Source organism: Barnesiella viscericola DSM 18177 (assembly GCF_000512915.1).
Taxonomy (GTDB): Bacteria; Bacteroidota; Bacteroidia; order Bacteroidales; family Barnesiellaceae; genus Barnesiella; species Barnesiella viscericola.
On record NZ_CP007034.1, the window covers coordinates 2876413 to 2896289 of the forward strand.

A 19877-nucleotide genomic window follows, 5' to 3' on the forward strand; every position below is an offset into this window, starting at 1 on the left:
TCACTGCGGTCTGATGATGTCGCTTATCTCTTCGGAAAACTCCCGGATGCCACTCCCTTTCAGCAGTGCCGTGTCCATCGGGAAGATGGTGGAGCGGAAAACGCTCTTGCGCTCTTCCGAAAGGTCACGGCGGAACTTCTTGCTGTCGGGCAAGCGGGTGGAAAGTACCGGAAAGCCCATTTCGGCTATCACTTCCTCGTAGATGCCGTACAAGTCGTTCCTCTCCCTGCCGTCCACCATCGTCCAGAACAGATGCAGCCCCTTTGTTTTCGCCTGTCCGGTAGTCATCAGCCTGTCGCGGAACATCGTGACGAATTTCAGGGTACTCTCCACGACAAAGCGGTCGGCACTCAGCGGAGTGAAAATGTAGTCCATCTGCGAGAGCGTCTTTATCACGCCGTTGCTTCGGAGTGTGCCGGGCATGTCGAAGAACACCACGTCGGGTTTCACGTCCTCAGTGGCAATCATCCTCTCGGCATCGTCGAGGGCGTTCACCGCATTGCTTTTGACGATGGTGTAGGCGTTCTTTTTGATCCGGCGGAAATGGTCGCAAGCGAGAGCCTTGAAGTAGGTGCTGCTGTCGATAAGCCCCATTTCGTGTTCGCGCAGCCCGTGGATGCTGTGCTGCGGGTCGTCGCAGTCCACGACGGCGACATTGTAGCCTTTCACGTTGTGCAGGTAGCTGGCGGCAAGTGCCGTGACAGTGGATTTGCCGATGCCACCTTTCTGTGTTGCGAATGCAACGAAGATTTCCTTACTCATAGTTCCATTTATTTTAATTGTTGATGATTTGTTTTTCTGTTTCCATACGGATTTGGCTGTCGCACCATCCGCTTCCGTGACTACACACGCAGGCGGGTCGTCGCGTATCCGGTTCTGTGGTGAAGCGGTGCGTCGGACAAATGGTGATTGACGACATTGCGTCATGAAGTCATTGAATCCATACGTCACCGAATTGTCGGAGAACCGGGTTTCCGACGGTTCGGGTATCCGTTTCGGCAAGTATCCGAAGAAGCGGATTTCCGGGTATTTGAATGTTCCGTTTATCATATCTTCAAATCGTTCGTTTCTTGAATCATGCTGCAAATAAACAAGTATATTTTGGAACCTGTATCACTTCTCCGGCAAGTGGCGGCACGTTGCGCCGGTTGGCAGTCATTGACCGGGTCAAGCATCTGTCCGATACCGCTTTAAGGGCGTAACTTTGCACCCGGACAGCAGGGTTCGCCGATGACGCGCGGCCCGGAGTCCTGAAAGGTATTTTCCCAATCCGTCCCCTGACGGATTTTTATGTTCACCTGAACATAGCAAGATGTCTTTTCAGCCGCTCAAAATATTTTGAGCAGCCACGAAAAGCACTTGCCCTTGCAGGGGGCGGGCTTTCCCTCCGAAGTCGGGAAGCCTTTCAGAACTGCGGTGCTGTAATCCGAAGCGGCGGCTTATGCCGTCAATCCGCTAAATCCAAAGTAATATGAAAGAGAAAAGGAAAAGCAAATCAGGGAGAAATCCCAAACTTGATCCGGCGGTGTACCGGTACACCGTCCGTTTCAACGAGGAGGAACACAACCGTTTCCTCGCCATGTTCGGAAAATCGGGTGTCTATGCACGGTCTGTTTTCCTCAAAGCGCACTTCTTCGGGCAACCGTTCAAGGTGCTGAAGGTGGACAAGACGTTGGTGGACTATTACACCAAACTGTCGGATTTTCATGCACAATTCCGTGCCGTGGGTACGAATTACAACCAAGTCGTGAAGGAACTGAGGCTGCATTTTTCAGAGAAAAAGGCGATGGCGTTGCTCTACAAATTAGAGCAACACACCGTCGAACTCGTGAAACTGAGCCGCCGGATTGTGGAACTTTCAAGGGAAATGGAGGCAAAATGGTCGCAAAAATCAGTGTAGGAAGTTCGTTGTACGGCGCGATTGCCTACAACGGGGAGAAGATTAACGAGGCGCAGGGGCGGCTTCTCACCACCAACCGCATCTACAATGACGGTTCGGGAACGGTGGACATAGGCAAGGCGATGGAGGGTTTTCTCACCTTCCTGCCACCGCAGATGAAGATCGAGAAGCCGGTGGTGCATATCTCTCTCAACCCGCACCCGGAGGATGTGCTGACCGATATTGAGTTGCAGAATATCGCCCGCGAGTATCTGGAAAAACTCGGTTTCGGAAACCAGCCTTATCTTGTATTCAAGCACGAGGGTGCGTCCGTAAAGGTCGCATGATAAATATCTCTTTGGCAAGAGATTAGGTTAGTGTTCCGAATAACACAATAAGTTTAACCCCTATAAAGACGCAAAAGCGGATTTATAGACATAAAAAAACGAGTATGTTATACAACCTATTCCCATCCGACTTACCCTGCGGAGAAATCTTTAGGGGGAACATAGCACTTCGGAAAAGCGATAAGTCAGCTAACTGTCATGCTGCTACTGAATTGCAAGGGAAAAAGACAGACATGAGGATGAAGCCTGATTGGTTGAACGATAATCCAATGGTCGAACTTGTGACTATGGCGGAAGACAGCTATTTACGCCATACCATGACACCAAGCCCAGTTCTTCGTATGGGCATGGCAGGAACTTGTCATGGCATAACCGCAATAAGCGGAGATAAGGATGAAAGTCGCATCCGACAGTCTGTTGCGCCAATAGTTATCATGTGTGCTAAACGGAGATTGCCTAAATCGAAATGCCGTAACACGGCTATGAGCAACGGCTCTGAATATTCGACAAGGCAACGGAGTGTCCATAGTAGTCTGAGCAAGGGAAAGCCTTGTACATGGCAAAGGGACACAGTTGGTATCTTCAATATGACTAAAGGATAACGTGAGAGACGTATGAGAAATCCAGAAGTCATATTGAACACTCTATGCTCACACAGTAAGGACAAGGACTACAAGTATGAGCGTATCTACCGTATCCTGTTCAATGAAGAACTGTTTATGCTTGCCTATGAGAAAATGAAGTCCAAACCGGGAAACATGACCGCAGGAACGGACGGAAAAACCATAGACGGCACAACACTCCAACGGATAGGTAAACTGATTGACAGTCTCAAAAATGAGAGCTATCACCCCAAACCTGCAAGGAGGGTATATATACCCAAAAAGAACGGGAAGAAACGTCCTTTGGGCATCCCCTCTTTCGAGGATAAGTTAGTACAGGAAGCCGTAAGAATGATTCTTGAAGCAATCTATGAAGGTCACTTTGAGGATTCATCACACGGCTTCCGACCACGCAGAAGTTGTCATACAGCACTGACAAGCATACAACTGACATTTACGGGCGTAAAATGGTTTATCGAAGGAGACATTAAAGGATTTTTCGACAACATAGACCATCAGACACTCATAGAAGTCTTGCGTAAGCGAATTGCAGATGAACGTTTTCTGCGTCTTATATGGAAATTCCTAAAGGCAGGTTATGTTGAAAATTGGAAATACAATCGTACTTATTCAGGAACTCCGCAAGGTGGCATTGTCAGTCCTATACTGGCAAACATATACCTTGACCAGTTCGATAAGTATATGAAAGAGTATGCACAGGCTTTTGACAAGGGAGAAAAACGGAGAACGAGAAAGGAGTACAATAGTCTGAACGCCAGGACTGTAAGTCTGCGCAAAAAATGGAGGGAAGAAACGGACAAATCCGTAAAATCCCAATTGCTGGACAAATTAAAGAGAATGCAGGAAGAAAAGTTAGCGATGCCATGCAGTGACGAAATGGATGAGAATTTTCGTCGTCTCAAATACATTAGGTATGCTGACGACTTCCTTGTAGGGGTAATTGGCTCAAAATCAGAAAGTGAAAGAATTAAAGCGGACATTGCCGCATTCATGCGTGAACGCCTAAAACTTGAACTTTCAACCGAAAAGACATTGATTACCCATGCACAGGAAGAGGCTAAATTCCTCGGATTTCATATTACCGTCCGCTCATTGAATGTACGCAAGCGTAACCGAAAAGGTGCGCTGAAGAGAGACTTCAAAGGAAAGGTAATGCTGAATTTATCATCCGAAACGGTTAAAGAAAAACTTCAAAATCTTGGAACTATTCGTTTTACACAAAAGGATGGTAAAGTTATTTGGAGACCTAAGATAAGAACGGCACTGACAGGAATGGATGCCGACAAAATGGTAGCCAAATACAACCTTGAAATCAGAGGATTCTATAATTACTACTGCATAGCCAATAATGTCTCGGCAACATGCGCAGACTTTGGTTACATCATGAAGTATAGCCTTTATAAGACTTTGGCGCGAAAGTACAACAGTTCGCTCCGAAAGATAATAAGGAAATACACTAAGGACAAAGTGTTCTCTATTCCCTATAAAGACTCTAAAGGGAACGAGAAGCAAAGAATCCTTTATCATGATGGCTTTAAACGCAAAACAGTAGGATTCCATGAAACCTGCGATAACATTCTATTCACCCATTATCCCAAACGCTCTCTCGCAGAACGCTTGAGAAATAATGTATGTGAAGTGTGTGGAGGAAAAGGTCCTTTGGTTATGCACCATATCAGAACACTCAAATCCGCCAATAAGAATACACCGTGGGGAAAACAGATGCTACTTATGAATCGTAAAACCATTGCTGTATGCGAAGAATGTTTTGCAAAAATCAAAGAGGCAGAGCAATAGAGTGCTTGCTAACGGAGAGCCATATACATGGGAACATGTACGTATGGTTCGGGGGCAGACATGGGGAAACCAGCCATAGGAATATGGTATGGCGCCCTGTGTCGAGCCTACACATCGACCGCCACCACCTGCACATCGTGACGGTCAACGTGGACGAGAACGGGAAAAGGCTCAACCGGGATTTTCTCTACCGCCGCAGCGACCGTATCCGCAGGGAACTGGAACAGAAGTACGGATTGCATCCGGCAGAACGTAAAAATCAGAGATTGGATAATCCGTTGCGCAAGGTGGCCGCATCGGCAGGTGATGTGAAGAAGCAGGTAGGCAACACCGTGAAGGCTCTGAATGGGCAGTACCGTTTCCAGACGATGGGCGAATACCGTGCGCTCCTTTCCTTATATAATATGACGGTGGAGGAAGCGAGGGGCAACGTGCGCGGACGGGAGTATCACGGGCTGGTCTATTCCGTCACGGACGACAAGGGTAACAAGGTGGGCAACCCGTTCAAATCCTCGCTTTTCGGGAAGTCCGCAGGCTATGAAGCCGTACAGAAGAAGTTTGTCCGTTCCAAATCGGAAATCAAGGATAGGAAACTGGCAGACATGACGAAACGCACCGTCCTTTCCGTGCTGCAAGGCACTTATGACAAGGACAAATTTGTATCCCAACTCAAAGAGAAGGGCATCGACACCGTACTGCGCTACACAGAGGAAGGGCGCATCTATGGGGCTACCTTCATCGACCACCGCACGGGATGCGTGCTGAACGGTTCGCGCATGGGTAAGGAGCTTTCGGCGAATGCCTTGCAGGAACACTTCACCCTGCCATACGCCGGACAACCGCCGATACCGCTATCCATCCCTGTGGATGCTGCGGACAAGGCACACGGGCAGACCGCCTACGACAGTGAAGATATATCGGGCGGTATGGGCTTGCTCACTCCCGAAGGTCCGGCGGTAGATGCCGAGGAAGAGGCTTTCATCCGGGCGATGAAGCGCAAAAAGAAGAAAAAACGCAAGGGCTTGGGTATGTAATCAGAGTATCAACAATTAAAAAATCAATGTATGTCACAACAAGAAGACGATTTGAGGGCATTGGCGAAAATCATGGATTTTCTGCGTGCCGTGAGTATCATTTTAGTGGTCATGAACGTGTACTGGTTCTGCTACGAAGCCATCCGGCTGTGGGGCGTGAACATCGGCGTGGTGGACAAAATCCTTCTGAACTTCGACCGCACGGCGGGGCTGTTCCATTCCATTCTCTACACGAAGCTGTTTTCCGTCCTTTTGCTTGCCTTGTCCTGTCTGGGTACGAAGGGTGTCAAGGGTGAGAAAATCACTTGGGGGAGAATCTGGACAGCATTTGCCGTCGGGTTCGTGCTGTTTTTCCTGAACTGGTGGTTGCTGCCCCTGCCGCTGCCGCTTGAAGCGGTGACGGGACTGTATGTCCTTACCATTGGAACGGGCTATGTCTGCCTGTTGATGGGTGGTCTGTGGATGAGCCGCCTGTTGAAACACAATTTGATGGAGGATGTTTTCAACAACGAGAACGAGAGTTTCATGCAGGAAACGAGGCTTATCGAAAGCGAGTATTCGGTCAATCTGCCGACACGTTTCTATTACAGGAAACGCTGGAACAACGGTTGGATCAATGTAGTTAATCCCTTCCGTGCGTCCATCGTGTTGGGTACGCCGGGCAGCGGCAAGTCCTATGCCGTGGTAAACAATTTTATCAAGCAACAGATTGAAAAGGGCTTTAGTCAATACATCTACGATTTCAAGTATCCCGACCTATCTACTATTGCCTACAACCATTTGCTGAACCACCCGGACGGCTACAAGGTAAAGCCGAAGTTCTATGTGATCAACTTCGACGACCCGCGACGCTCTCATCGGTGCAATCCCATTCACCCGGATTTTATGGAAGATATTACGGATGCCTATGAGAGTGCCTACACAATAATGCTCAACCTCAATAAAACGTGGGTGCAAAAGCAGGGCGACTTCTTCGTGGAGTCACCTATCATTCTGTTTGCCAGTATTATCTGGTATCTCAAAATCTATCAGAACGGGAAGTTTTGCACGTTTCCCCATGCTATCGAGTTTCTGAACCGCCGTTACGAGGATATATTTCCGATACTGACCTCTTATCCGGAGCTGGAGAACTACCTTTCGCCGTTCATGGATGCGTGGCTTGGAGGGGCTGCGGAGCAGCTCATGGGTCAGATAGCGTCGGCAAAAATCCCGCTTTCGAGGATGATTTCACCGCAGCTCTACTGGGTGATGTCAGACAGCGAGTTTACGCTGGACATCAACAATCCCGAAGAGCCGAAAATCCTCTGCGTGGGTAACAATCCCGACCGTCAGAATATCTACGGTGCGGCACTCGGTCTGTATAATTCCCGTATCGTGAAGCTCATCAACAAGAAGGGGATGCTGAAGTCATCGGTCATCATCGACGAGTTGCCCACAATATACTTCAAAGGGTTGGACAATCTTATAGCTACCGCCCGAAGCAACAAGGTTGCCGTGTGTCTGGGCTTTCAGGATTTCAGCCAGTTAGTGCGTGACTACGGGGACAAAGAGGCGAAAGTGGTGATGAACACTGTCGGCAATATTTTCTCCGGTCAGGTGGTGGGGGAAACAGCCAAGACGCTCTCCGAGCGGTTCGGTAAGGTGTTGCAGAAACGGCAGTCCATCTCCATCAACCGGCAGGATGTTTCCACCTCCATCAACACGCAGATGGACGCGCTCATTCCACCGAGTAAGATTTCCGGGCTTACGCAGGGAATGTTTGTCGGTTCTGTATCCGACAACTTCAACGAGCGTATCGAGCAGAAGATTTTTCATTGCGAGATTGTGGTGGATGCCGAAAAGGTGAAACGGGAAGAAAGTGCCTACAAGAAAATTCCCGTCATTACAAACTTCACGGACGAGGACGGCAACGACCGCATGAAGGAAACGGTGCAGGCGAACTACCGGCGCATCAAGGAAGAGGTGAAGCAGATTGTGCAGGAGGAACTGGAGCGTATCAAAAACGATCCGGTGCTGTGTAAACTGCTACCAGATAATGAGACTGTCTAACAAGTCCCCAAAATTGAAAATTATCCCTATCGAAGTTTGAAGTGACCCCCAAAAGTTGGATACAATTTTTTTGGGGGGCACTTCAGTTCTGACGGGTAAAATCGTAAAATTCGGACTTGTTAGACAAATACTTACGCGGTTTCAACCTCAGGTACTGAATCTATCGAATTGACAAATTTAACCAATTGCGGATCTGAATCTTTTTGTATGAGGTTTCGGAGACTCTTTTTCAATTCATAAGCATCATCCCCTGCTGTATTTATTAAATCCATATAAAAATCTTTGTTTTGCAGAATCAATGAACGGCATGCCCCATCGGAAATTACAGGTTTCACTATTTTATCAATAACGTCTCCAGCTTGACTTTTCAAATTACCATGCGATCTAAGCCATGTTTCGAAAAATTGAAACTTTATTGCATTGATAGTCTTTTTACCGATGCAGAAATCATTTCTTATATCGGTAACTGTCGATTTAATTTTTCGTTTATCCAATCTTTCAACTATATTCTTGAAACAATTAGGGAAAGGATTCAAACTTTGAGTTCCAGAAGCAATATCCATCAGAATCTTTTTGCCAAATTCAGTCAAGTTATCTGGCAAGGATTTGATTTTAGCCAGTAAATGTTTTATTGCGACAAACCAATAATATGATGTATGTGCTGTTCTTTGGGCGTATAATGTATCAACACTTATTTCAGACAACGCTTCGAACGCTATTTTATTGATATGATCGGTCAGGACATTGCTTATTTTAGTGGTCAAATCGTAAAAAGATGCGTCAGGAATTACATCTTTAATATTGTTCTTAGTGATATACTTATCCAAATCGGTATTCCACTCTGCTAAATGCTCGATAAATACCTCATCCGTTACACCTATTCTGTTCTTAATATCTTCAAATTGGGGCAATATGTCTGAGAGCAATAATTTATAGCCAAGTTTATGATTTACCATGTATTGTAGTGTTTCATTTAATAGCGGTATATTCCATCCCACACTATTTACTAATAAGTCTCCATGATCCACATAATAGTCCATGAGTTCTGCAACATATTTTATATCTCCACCCTCTATTAAGGAAACGGAATGACCATGTGCCAATTGCATGGCGACTAAATCGTAATATCCAGACTCTTTAATGTTTCGGCCATCAGTTTCTAATTCAGAATGCAACTGATTTATGTAGGTTGAATCTAACGTTACAGGTAAAGGTCTTTCTTCGTCAGATGCCAATAAACGATAGGTTGTAAATATAGCCCCTATATTATCTTTATTTACATTCTGTTCATCAATGCAATTCGTGATCGCTTGCAAAAGCGTTGGAAACGTATAGGTAGAATTATCTTTTAACGTTTTTACAATATCTGCATGGTCGAAATTATCGGGTAGTAAGTTTGCCAAATAATTATCGAGCGCCTCCGAATTTGTTGCTACTTGATAATATTTATATGCTTTAGTTGTCGCGTTATCCCGATAGGCAGCATCTGTTGCATTTGCAGCTTGAATATAATCGATAAATGTATTTGGCTTGACTGTTTTTGCTTCAATCAATGACGTAAAATCGCACGCCAACTTATTTTGCGCAATAAACCTGTCTATTGCATCTAACGTTTTGAAATAGTCGCCGCCATTGAAGTCATTGAACCGAACTATCTTCTTATATAATTGAGCAATCACATGGTTTTGGCTTTCCGTGTCTAAATGCAACAGCAGTTCTTGGTATTCGACAGGGAACACCTGCTTCTCTATGGATTCTTTTAATTTCAATTGTGCTATTCTTTGCCATACACGCAGAATAACATCGCTCTTTCGAGTTAATTTATGCAAACAATGTATAATCTTATCGATAAGCGCATTGTCCATACATTGTATAACTTCTTCTAATACAGTGTCAAATTGTTTATTAGTCTCTGCATATTGATTTATGTCGTGGTCTTCTTCTCCGTTGATGCAGCCTTCAATATATTTTTTCAATGGAATTTGTCGAGCATCTTCAACATCGACACCATATACCAAAGCTGCAATTTCGCGTTGTGTTTGCAGATCATTGTTAATTATTGTTTGAATGCCATTCAGATAGTCGCCGGACAATATTTGTTCTACTGGATTTGCCAGAATATCCGTCTTCTTCAAACAGAACAATGCTATGTTTATCATCAAAATTTCGTTACACCACTCTTGTTTAAGAGCGACCATCTCATTGATATATGATATAATTTCCCTAACATTGGCATTAGGATTTACCAATCTGAATATCCGATTTATAGTTTCTTTCGCTTCATTTTCTGTTTCTCCAAATGCTTCAACAAACAGTTTGTTGAATATACTTCGATAGTCGGTAATAACAGGAGGAGCAACACGATAAACAATAGGGAAAGTTTTATTGATAAAATACTTGGTCAGTTGTTTCGTTTGTTCGTCGGTCTCATCTCCGAATGCACAAGCTAAATGTGTTTCATCGAAAGGAATAACAGCCCAAACATTTTCAAAACCGCTATCGGCGAAGAACGTATGGATAGAAGACCATAATTCTTTTACTTTTTCAGCGGGGAGACGATCCATGTTGTCAAAAACAAGGACTAATTTACGTTGTCCTTTTTCCTTGATAAAATCAGAAATGTCTTGCATCCATGTTTTGAACTCGTAAACCGTTGGTTCGTCTTCGCTCAAAGTCTCATAGCAAACGTCCTTTTCGACTTTATCTTGATAAATAGCTAACATATAACTCCATCCATATTTATGATCTTTGCTATATGCCCATTTCCAAACGCACAATGCAATAAGAACTGGCAGTGCAGCTATGATAATAGACAATAAAGAAAACCACCATGTTGTGGGTGTAGGTTTTACTGCATACGCAATAAATGTAAATATCGGAGTTAAAACTGCAACCAAAAATGCCGCAACCATACCATTACTGATAAGGGGATATTTTTCGGTTACGGTCTCCGTTTTACGGGCTAATAAATATTTCAGCTTTTCAGACCATGATACGGTTTTCGTACCTCCACCTTTGACTTTTATTGTTGCATTTCCAGATAGGATACCATCATCAATAAGTTTGCTTGTAAGCAATTCCAATATAGAGCGGCGTTGCAAGTCCTCTTGATGTCCCCATGCGTCATACTCAAAAAAGTAATAGTCGTCTGATAATTCACGTTCCAACATTTTAACCACGTTGGATTTTCCAGATCCCCAAATACCTTCGATGCCGATAATTCGAGGTAAAGTACATTCCTCATCCAATGAATCATTCTGACAAAAATGGCGAGCAATAGTTTTTGCCAACCTTTCTTGCGAACCTCCATCGAATTTGTCAATACCACACGGTTTATTTTGGATAAACCGCGGATATTGCTGTTTGGATTGTAGTTTTGTTTCCATATACGTAATTTATTGATTATACGAACTCCAAATAATTCTCCCGATTTACCACATGAAACTCGGCATAGGGATAGGCTTCTTGGAAGGCTTTCGGTGCGGCCGGCATTTTATTTCCCCACTTGAACTCCAAGGCGGTAAGACTGTCGGCACTCTCCTCAATCAGGTCGATTTCCTGTTTGTCGTAGGTGCGCCAGAAATAGAACTCCCTGTGCAGTCCCTCATTGAAGTTCGCTTTGCGCCGCTCTCCGATGATGTAGTTCTCCCACAGCGCACCGACATCCTGCCGAATGGCCAGCGGTGAGAAAGCCCCGATAATGGCATTGCGAATGCCGTTGTCGTAGAAGTACCACTTGCCAGCTTTTGTAACCTCCTTGCGTAGGTTACGCGAATAAGCCCCCAGACGATAGATAACGAAGACCTTTTCCAATAGGTCGAGGTATTTTTCAACGGTCGTCTTGCTCATGCCGAGTTGTTTACCTAACTCTTCGTAAGAAACTTCGCTGCCCAACTGAAAAGCTATCAATCGCAGTAGATCGCGCATCTTGCTCGAATTTTTTAAGCCGTCAATTGCTAAGATATCTTTAAGCAGGTATGCACCGACAATATCACGTAGGTAGTCTGTTTTACGTTCATAGTTCTCCATCATTACTACTTCGGGATAGGAACCGTAAATCAAGCGCGCTTCGAGGTTCTGGCGGGTTTCAAGTGCCGTTTCCGTCTGTGCGATTTCCCGTTGCGAGAATGGTGTAAGGAGAAATTGCGTACTGCGGCCGACCAACGGTTCACCAGTCTTATTCAGCAAATCGAATGACGAAGAACCACTTGCCAAGACACTTATACCCGGTATTTCATCAACTATCAACTTCAGAATACTACCGATTTGTGGTATGTTCTGTGCCTCATCAATAGCCAGCAAATCAATACCATCCAATAAATGCCGATAATTGGCTATTGAGCGATTCTCCAATAGTGCTAATGTGTCGTAGTCTTCGCCGTTGAGCATCATCGTCCTACCTGAATAGTTGTCCACAATTTTACGCATCATTACCGTTTTACCAACACGGCGAGCACCAAAAATCAGTACTGCTTTATTGGGCGCGATTCGTGCTGTAATCTTCTCTTGAAGTATTCTATTTACTGTTTCCATACCTTATAAAATATAATGCAAAGATAATCATATTTTTTTAATTGGCGAATTTTACAAAAAAAACGGGCTATTAAATGGCGATTTTTACAACCACAATCTTATGGAAGTTGTTTCATTGTTTTTAGTAATGATATATGTTCATACTATGATGACTCAATAATTTACCAGACATACGTTTCTGAAATTTGTCCTTATAGGAATGAAAAACTCACATATATTGTGCTAATTAATATATAATTAAATGAAAATAAAAAGACAGGATACGAGTATTCCTGTCTTCTCATATGTAATGGATATTTTTTTATTTTCTCATCCGCTCCAACTCCTCATCACGCAACATTCTCTCGTTCAGTTTTTCCTGCATCCTGTCAATGAAATAGGTGCGGCTTTCGTTCTTCCGGCGTTTGATATCAGTGTAGAAGCGGTAGCAGTCTTTAGAATCAACCCCGAATATCTTATAGAGAAGTGGGGCGAGCTGTTTGAGCGGCATATTGCCGTTGTTGATGCAGCCCATCACGTCTATGCCGTAGATAAGTTCCACGAGGTCGATGGCATTGCCCGTCCATTGAAGAAGGCTGGCGGTGGTTTCTGTTGCGTTGTTGGCGGATATTAGTGGTGGCACTTGGGGCGTGGCAAGGAATTTCTGCATCTTTCTTACGAAAGACAGAGCCTTGCTGACGTAGGCGGCAATCTCTCTTTTTTCTTCTGACAGATTACGTACGGGATGGTGCTGCAACTCGATTTCGATGTAGGCAAGCGCGATGACGGTAAGGTTCATGTCCATGCCGCCGTTGCACAGTTCGATCACTTGGGTGGCGAAAGCCGTGTATGCCGTTTCCATATTGCAGTCGCCGGCTTCGTTTATCAGGCGGAAAAAGTCGGTTTCCGCCAGCAAGAAATAATTCATGGTTCTGTCAATTTTGAAAATTACACTTTGTTTTCTGCGTGCGCACATGAATATAATTGGCAAAAAACGCGGCAGAAAATAAAAAATCCAACACTCAATTTTACAAAGTGCTGGATTTCAGAGGTATAAAATTCAGTATTTTTTCACAAGGACAAATTATCTCCGACTTAAATTGTTTGTAATCGGAACATTTATTCTATTCCTGAAAATAGAAATGTATGCTTGCCGCACATTTTGGCTATCTTGCTTTTTTATCAAGGATATAGATAATGCGACATACACCGTTGGGATAGCTTTTCAAAGAGGAAAGCGTCCAGTGTTGCTCTGGCAGAGCCGACTTAAAAAAATGTCGTCCGCTTCCGGATATGAAAGGAACGGTGTATAGTATGATTTCATCCACAGCGTGCATCCGCAGCAGTCCGTTTATATAGTCTGCCGTGTCCGGTGTGGCTTCCGCGAGGTAACGGATGTTTGTGCAGTCTTTTCTCCATTCGTGCAGCATTGAAATGGAATAGTCCGGTGTCACACGGTAAAAGGCTTTCTTCCTGATTTCATCAAGACCGCAACGGTCAAGGCACAAATCCTGATGTGCTTTATCATATAACTCTGAAGAAAGACATCCGTCCATCGTCAGTACGGCGAGAATCTGAACTTTACCCATAATCGTTTCCTTTCGTTAGGCAAGGGTAAAAAAGTAGCGTGCAATTCACACTACCTTCAAGCGATGGCTCTGGTAAAGCCTTTACGGAGAGTACGTGAATGCACGCTATGCGTAAGCATAGCATAAGCATCACGCAATCGTCTCCGTAGTTCCAATTTACCAGATTTTCGCTTGAAACGCCTTGCGGTCTTATCCTATATGTTGGCGGCGAAAAGCTCCTGCCAATCGCCGTTTTTCTCAAATGTTATGCAAAGATAGCCAAATTCAGTGAATTACGGGCTATGATTGCTTGAATTTATATTTAAGTCCATACTCTTCAAGTTTGCTGTATAGTGTTGTCCTGCCTATGCCGAGCAGTTCTGCGGCGACACTCCGGTTGCCGTTTGCCTGTTTCAACGCACGCAATATCCGCTCCTTATCCTCCGCGTCATTGCGCAAGGCGAAGCTGACAGTAGAGGTCGGTTTCGTCACGGCAAGTTCCAGATGCTCTTTCATGACAACACCTTCCTGCGCCTGCAATACAGCACCCATAACTTTCTGCCGAAGTTCCCGCACGTTGCCCGGCCATGCGTGTGTCAGCAACGCTTTACGTGCTTCGGAACTGAACCCGCTCACGCTACACTCCAGCTCTCTGTTTGCCATATCACGGAAGAACTCTGCCAGCGGCATAATGTCTTCTTGACAGTCACGCAACGGAGGAACGGTTATCCCGAAGTCGTGCAGGCGGTACAGAAGATCCTGCCGAAAACGCTTTTCATTCACCGATACCTCCAAATCTTCATTGGTAGCAGCGATGATGCGGACATTGAAATTCCGGTCTGCCTTGTCTCCGACCGGGCGATACCGCCTCTCCTGTATGGCACGGAGCAACATCTGTTGGGTTTCCAACGCGAGGTTTCCTACCTCGTCCAGAAACAACGTGCCGCCTTCCGCCTCATGGAAATATCCTTTCTTGGCATTGTCCGCACCTGTAAATGCACCTTTGACGTGTCCGAAGAAAGCCGACGGTGCAAGCTCTTTGGAGAGTGAACCGCAGTCCACCGCCACAAATGGCTTGCCTGCACGTTTGCTCTTGTCATGCAACAGGTGGGCAATATGCTCCTTGCCCGTGCCGTTCTCACCAAATATCATCACGCTCATATCGGTGGCGGCTACCAGCCTTATGCGGTGCATGATTTTCTGAAAGGCGGAACCTTCACGGGCGAATATAGGCATACGGCGTTGTCCTGCCTGACGTTCTTTCAGTATGGAACGGATCAGGGGGACAAGTTTATCCTCCACAAGCTGTTTGGGAATATAGTCTATCGAGCCGAGTTTCATGCTTTCCACGGCGGTATTAACTTCGGCGTAGTCGGTCATAATGATGAAGGGCTGCATCTTTCCCTCCTTTCGCATCCAGCACAAAAGGTCTATGCCACTGCCGTCAGGCAGACGCAGGTCGGCAACCACGATATCATTATCTGTTGCCTGTTGCAGATGTTTCTTCGCGGTTGAGAGGTGGTAAGCCTTCATATTGCGGTAGCCCTCCCGTGACAGCATATTGCAGACATATTCGCAATACACGATGTTGTCTTCCACCACAATTATTTTTGTCTTATTCATCTTCGTATTTTCTCCTTTCCTCTTCTGCCAACCGTATTATTTCCACTCCCTTATCCAGCACGGCAGTCACGGCATGGCTTAACGCTTCACCATCCGGGAGAGCATCGCCACGAAGCAATCCGTAAAGTACATTCAGCGGTTGGTCGGCACGGAGCACCTCCCACGAACTGCGCAGGTGGTGGATCAGGGAATCCAGCTTTTGCAGGTCTTTTTCTTTTGCTGCATCCCGTACCGCCTGCATTTCCTTTTCTGTTTCAGTTATCAACTTTTCCAGCATGACGGCTTCATTGCCATAGGACAATAAGGCGGAAAAGTCCGGTTTCCCGTCCGGTGTCGCTTTTATGGCACACCTGTCGGAAACCTCCATCAGTTCCGATATGGAGAACGGTTTGAACAGGCATCCGGCAAAGCCTTTTGCCAATAGTTCCCCTTTGTTACAACTGCCCGAAGCGGTTGCCACAACCACCGGGATTGTTGGTGAATTGCCCACGTTGGACGAACGCAACAGTTCCAGCAATTCGAAACCGTTTATATCGGGCATATTCAAGTCTGTCAGCAACAGGCTGTATTCTTTCTGGCGTATCATTTCCATCAGTGCCGCAGCATCGGTGCAAGTGTCGCAGTGTATTCCTTCTTGGGAATACATCTCTTTCAGCATCAGAAGTAATACCTCATCATTGTCAATGGCGACAACATCATGGAATTTATTGTTATGATAAACAGGTGTATTGCTTGTATATCCAAGCTGTTCTTCAGCTTCCTGCATAGAAATTTCAACTGTGAAACGACTGCCTTTCCCTTTCTTGCTGTCTAAACGGATTGTTCCGCCAAGCATCGACACAATATTACGCATTATGGCAAGCCCAAGCCCGAAACCCTCCTTTGCGGCGGCATTTGATAGACGTTCAAACGCACCGAACGCTTGTTTCTGTTCCTCTTCTGTCATGCCTGTACCTGTATCTTCAACGACCAGTGTCAGAACTCCATTATCATATTCAGTAATCAAAGAAACACCGCCTTCTTCTGTGAACTTGACAGCGTTTGACAGCAGGTTATTCCCGATTTGTATTATTCGCTCTTTGTCGGTCAATACAATGGCATCGTGTCCAGTCTTCACGGACAAGGACAGCCCTTTGTTCACGGCAACAGGCATGAACTCCGTTTCAAGTGTGTGCGTGATTGCTGAAATCCGGCAGGGTGACAGACGGGGCTGTTCCTTGCCGTTGTCCAGGCGGAAGAAGTCAAGCAAAGTGTTAAGCATATCCCGCATACGGTCGGAGGATTGCAGTATGTTTTGGATATACTGCCCGGACTTATCCTCACACTGTTCTTTCCGTATCAGTCCGGCATAGCCTGTTATTGCTGTCAGCGGTGTGCGCAGTTCATGGGTGATAGTATGTACCGCCTTCTTCCTTGACGTTATCAGTGCCTCGTTCCGTTGTACGGATTGTTCCAGTTGCCTTATCAAATCAGTTGTCTTGTGCTTGTATTGTTTAATGCTTTTTGCATCACGATGTATGATGATGTAGGAAATTAACAACAATAGAAGAACGAATCCCATTAAACCGCCTACTTGCATAAATGACTTTTCACGCATGGCAACTATTTCGTTTTCCCGGCTTTGCAGTTCGGTTTGTACCTTTTCTTCTATTTGGCAAATCAATTCTTGCAGTTGTCTGTTAAGTTCTGCATTACGAGCTGCAAGGCTGTCGGCTTGTTCCGACAATTGGCGATCCTGCACTTTCTGTTCGCTGATTACGTTTCTATTGACCGAATGAAGGATAGTGGTTGATACTGCTGGAGTTACTTCCTTTTTTTTGCCGAATATGCCTAAGAAACCTTTTCGTTTTGGCTTTTTGGACTGTTCCTGCACACTTTTCTGTACAATAACCGGAATTTGATTGGCTATCTTCTTGTTAATAGATTGTTGTTCATCCATTAACCGGACTATCTGGAACATCTGTCGTTCCTTATCCTCTAAAAGACTGCGCACACTATCGATGCGCTCTGCTGGATAGGTGGCCTTGAAACGGCAGAGCATACTGTCCATTGCCATACGCCGTGCATGGTAATGCTCGATATCTTTATCGTTCCATTCCAGTATTGTTTCACCCAATAGAGAAAATTTTATCATTTGAATATTGATATTGTTTATTTCTTTTCGGAGCTCGTCTATTTTTTTATTGCCAAGTTCTAATGCTTCTATCTCCTGCCATTCATAGAGGCTATTATATGCCATACATCCGATAAGAATGGAGATAAGTATATATCCCAACCGTATTGCCTTATAGAAATTTCCTGACCGCTCCATTATTTTAATGACATTGATTTTTGGAACATGAATAAAAGTTTATCTTTTTCGTTCATGCGGATATTATCAGAATAACCGTCTTTTGTTATTTGATACCCACATGGCTTAACCATAAAAATGCCTAAGCCCTTAGTGTACGAACTTACTTCTGAGGCATAGTCTTTACTTGTATTTAATGGAACTTTCCCTTTAATATGACACCACTCATTATTACAACTGATGTCTTCAATCTCAGACATCAGTTTTTGCAAATCTGTAATAGCTTTGGAACTCGCTACTTGGGGTATCTGCAACTCAAAACAGAGCATCGGTTCGAGAATGTCCACACCTGACTGTTGCAAAGCCAGCCTGAAGACATAAGGGGTCAGCTGTCTGAAATCAGCAGGTGTACTTACCGGGCTATAATACTCGGCTTGAGTAAAAGTTACTTTCAGATCTGTCACTTCCCATCCATGTAAACCAGATTGGCAAGACATACGAATCCCTTCAAAAACGGCATTTTGAAAAGAATGGTTCAGATAACCATAGGAGATGTCACTTTCGATTTGCAACCCTGCCCCTAACGGTAAGGGTTCAAGAGTCAGCCCTATTGTGGCCCAGTAAGGGTTGGGTGGTACTTCGATCTGAATAATCTTATTGACCTTTTTTATAGGTCGTTCTTTGTAGATAGTCTTGATCTCATCAAAATGGACCTTTACGGAAAATCGTTCTTCCAGCAATGTCTGTATGATTTCCTTTTGGGTCAAACCATATAACGAGATTTCCAATTCATCACTATATGAGTTTATGGAAAAGGACAAAGACGGGTCTTCAATCCACAATGTATTCAGAGCGGATATCACCTTGCTTCTCTCTTCGGGCTTATTTGGCCGGACGGAGGATTTGAGAGCGGGATGCTGATGAGATAATCCTTGAATCAAACAAGGTTTAGCACCTAAATAATCTCCGATTCGAAAATCTTCTATATCTTCTACAATCGCGATATCATTGGCACCCACTTCATCAACATTTATCTCTCTGCCCTGATAAATAGTCTTTAGATTTTTAATCTTGATGAATTTTTCCGAATCGTTGATTCTTACAACGTCTCGAAGTCTCAGACTTCCGTCAATTATTTTAAGAAAACTTCTTTTATGCCCTTTGGGGTCATGCTCTATCTTATAGAGATAAGCTGAAAGTCTGTTTGAGACCGATGCCGGAGGAAGTATAAAAGAAGAAATGGCGTCCAACAACTCATTGATACCGATATTGAACATTGCTGATCCATGTAGCACCGGATAGACTTTGGCTTTTGCCACAAGAGCGATTATCGTATTCCAATAATCAGCCGGTGAAATTTCGCTATCCGCCAAATATCGTTCTAATATATCGTCGTCATGGTTGCATACAAATTCTTTGTATTCTTCCTTTATATATGTTTGGGAGCAAACCGGATAAACCGATCCATCGACAACAGTTTGCATAAACAGGACATCTTGCGACAGATTTGTTTTTATATCCATATACAAACGCTCCAAATTCACACCGGCACGGTCAATCTTATTGATAAATATAATTGTCGGGATTTGCAGCTTTTGTAAAGTACTGAACAGCAACTTTGTCTGCGCTTGTATGCCTTCCTTTGCGGATAAGATGAGGACTGCTCCATCAAGCATTTTGAATGTCCGCTCCACTTCCGCAATAAAATCCATGTGTCCCGGAGTGTCAATGATATTGCATTTCACTCCATTCCAGATAATAGATGTCGTAGAAGCCCGGACAGTAATTCCTCTACGTTTCTCTATATCCATAGAGTCCGTTATGGTGTCACCATTATCCACACGGCCGCACTTTTCCGTTGCTCCACTGGCAAACAGCAGATTCTCGGTTACGGAAGTTTTTCCTGCATCAATGTGAGCAAGAATTCCTAAATTTATAATATTCATTTGGATTAAGCAATAATATACTACAGTAGATGCATTGTCGAAACGCACCTTTTAATACCTCCTCGTAGCATATGAGAACTACAGGATTACTAACTCGTATTAATATGTATATTATTACTGCCGCATAACGATTACAAAATTACACAAAAAAATATATCTAACAAAAGTGGGAGGATTTTTTAACTTTTTACCATAGACATTTTATTAGG

General features: G+C 44.5%; 11 protein-coding genes and 2 pseudogenes. 5 read left to right on the forward strand and 8 right to left on the reverse strand.

Annotated features, from left to right (window positions below; translation table 11 throughout):
• Positions 1 to 1050, reverse strand: coding sequence for a ParA family protein (locus BARVI_RS12035; protein WP_004291492.1), 1050 nt, complete (start codon positions 1048 to 1050; stop codon positions 1 to 3).
• A 421-nt stretch (positions 1051 to 1471) separates the two neighbouring features.
• Here BARVI_RS12035 and mobA point away from each other — a divergent pair, with 421 nt between their 5' ends.
• The 5 genes and pseudogenes from mobA (at position 1472) to mobC (ending at position 7729) form a co-directional block, all read left to right on the forward strand.
• Positions 1472 to 1900 (forward strand): conjugal transfer protein MobA, encoded by a 429-nt coding sequence (gene mobA, locus BARVI_RS12040; protein ID WP_004291488.1) that lies wholly within the window; start codon positions 1472 to 1474, stop codon positions 1898 to 1900.
• Positions 1879 to 2202 (forward strand): annotated as a pseudogene (locus tag BARVI_RS12045) (relaxase/mobilization nuclease domain-containing protein); the annotation flags it as partial. The gene mobA and the pseudogene BARVI_RS12045, both read left to right, overlap by 22 nt.
• A 638-nt stretch (positions 2203 to 2840) precedes the next feature.
• A complete protein-coding gene (locus tag BARVI_RS12055; RefSeq protein ID WP_025279455.1) occupies positions 2841 to 4646 on the forward strand; it encodes a reverse transcriptase/maturase family protein in 1806 nt (601 codons plus the stop codon).
• 113 nt (positions 4647 to 4759) lie between these two features.
• A pseudogene (locus BARVI_RS12060) lies at positions 4760 to 5680 on the forward strand (relaxase/mobilization nuclease domain-containing protein); the annotation flags it as partial.
• Positions 5681 to 5710: 30 nt separating this feature from the next.
• Positions 5711 to 7729, forward strand: a complete 2019-nt coding sequence (mobC, locus tag BARVI_RS12065; protein WP_004291482.1) for a conjugal transfer protein MobC — start codon at positions 5711 to 5713, stop codon at positions 7727 to 7729.
• A 131-nt stretch (positions 7730 to 7860) separates the two neighbouring features.
• Here mobC and BARVI_RS12070 read toward each other — a convergent pair whose 3' ends face one another.
• From BARVI_RS12070 to tet(Q), 7 genes are all read right to left on the reverse strand, one after another.
• The gene (locus BARVI_RS12070) at positions 7861 to 11115 is read right to left on the reverse strand and encodes a P-loop NTPase fold protein (RefSeq protein ID WP_004291481.1); all 3255 of its coding nucleotides are present in this window, start codon (positions 11113 to 11115) and stop codon (positions 7861 to 7863) included.
• A gap of 16 nt (positions 11116 to 11131) precedes the next feature.
• Positions 11132 to 12262 (reverse strand): ATP-binding protein, encoded by a 1131-nt coding sequence (locus BARVI_RS12075; RefSeq protein WP_004291480.1) that lies wholly within the window; start codon positions 12260 to 12262, stop codon positions 11132 to 11134.
• Between the two features lie 301 nt (positions 12263 to 12563).
• Positions 12564 to 13169, reverse strand: coding sequence for an RteC domain-containing protein (locus BARVI_RS12080; protein WP_004304269.1), 606 nt, complete (start codon positions 13167 to 13169; stop codon positions 12564 to 12566).
• A 238-nt stretch (positions 13170 to 13407) separates the two neighbouring features.
• Positions 13408 to 13830: a dihydrofolate reductase family protein gene (locus BARVI_RS12085; RefSeq protein ID WP_004291474.1), complete on the reverse strand. Its 423-nt coding sequence runs from the start codon at positions 13828 to 13830 to the stop codon at positions 13408 to 13410.
• A 279-nt stretch (positions 13831 to 14109) separates the two neighbouring features.
• Complete coding sequence (locus tag BARVI_RS12090) at positions 14110 to 15432, reverse strand: sigma-54-dependent transcriptional regulator (protein WP_004291471.1); 1323 nt, start codon at positions 15430 to 15432, stop codon at positions 14110 to 14112.
• Positions 15425 to 17743, reverse strand: a complete 2319-nt coding sequence (locus BARVI_RS12095; protein ID WP_004291467.1) for a hybrid sensor histidine kinase/response regulator — start codon at positions 17741 to 17743, stop codon at positions 15425 to 15427. Before BARVI_RS12095 ends, BARVI_RS12090 begins: the two co-directional genes overlap by 8 nt.
• A complete protein-coding gene (gene tet(Q), locus BARVI_RS12100) occupies positions 17743 to 19668 on the reverse strand; it encodes a tetracycline resistance ribosomal protection protein Tet(Q) (RefSeq protein WP_004291466.1) in 1926 nt (641 codons plus the stop codon). The genes BARVI_RS12095 and tet(Q) overlap by 1 nt, the downstream gene beginning before the upstream one ends.
• Positions 19669 to 19877: the final 209 nt, after the last annotated feature.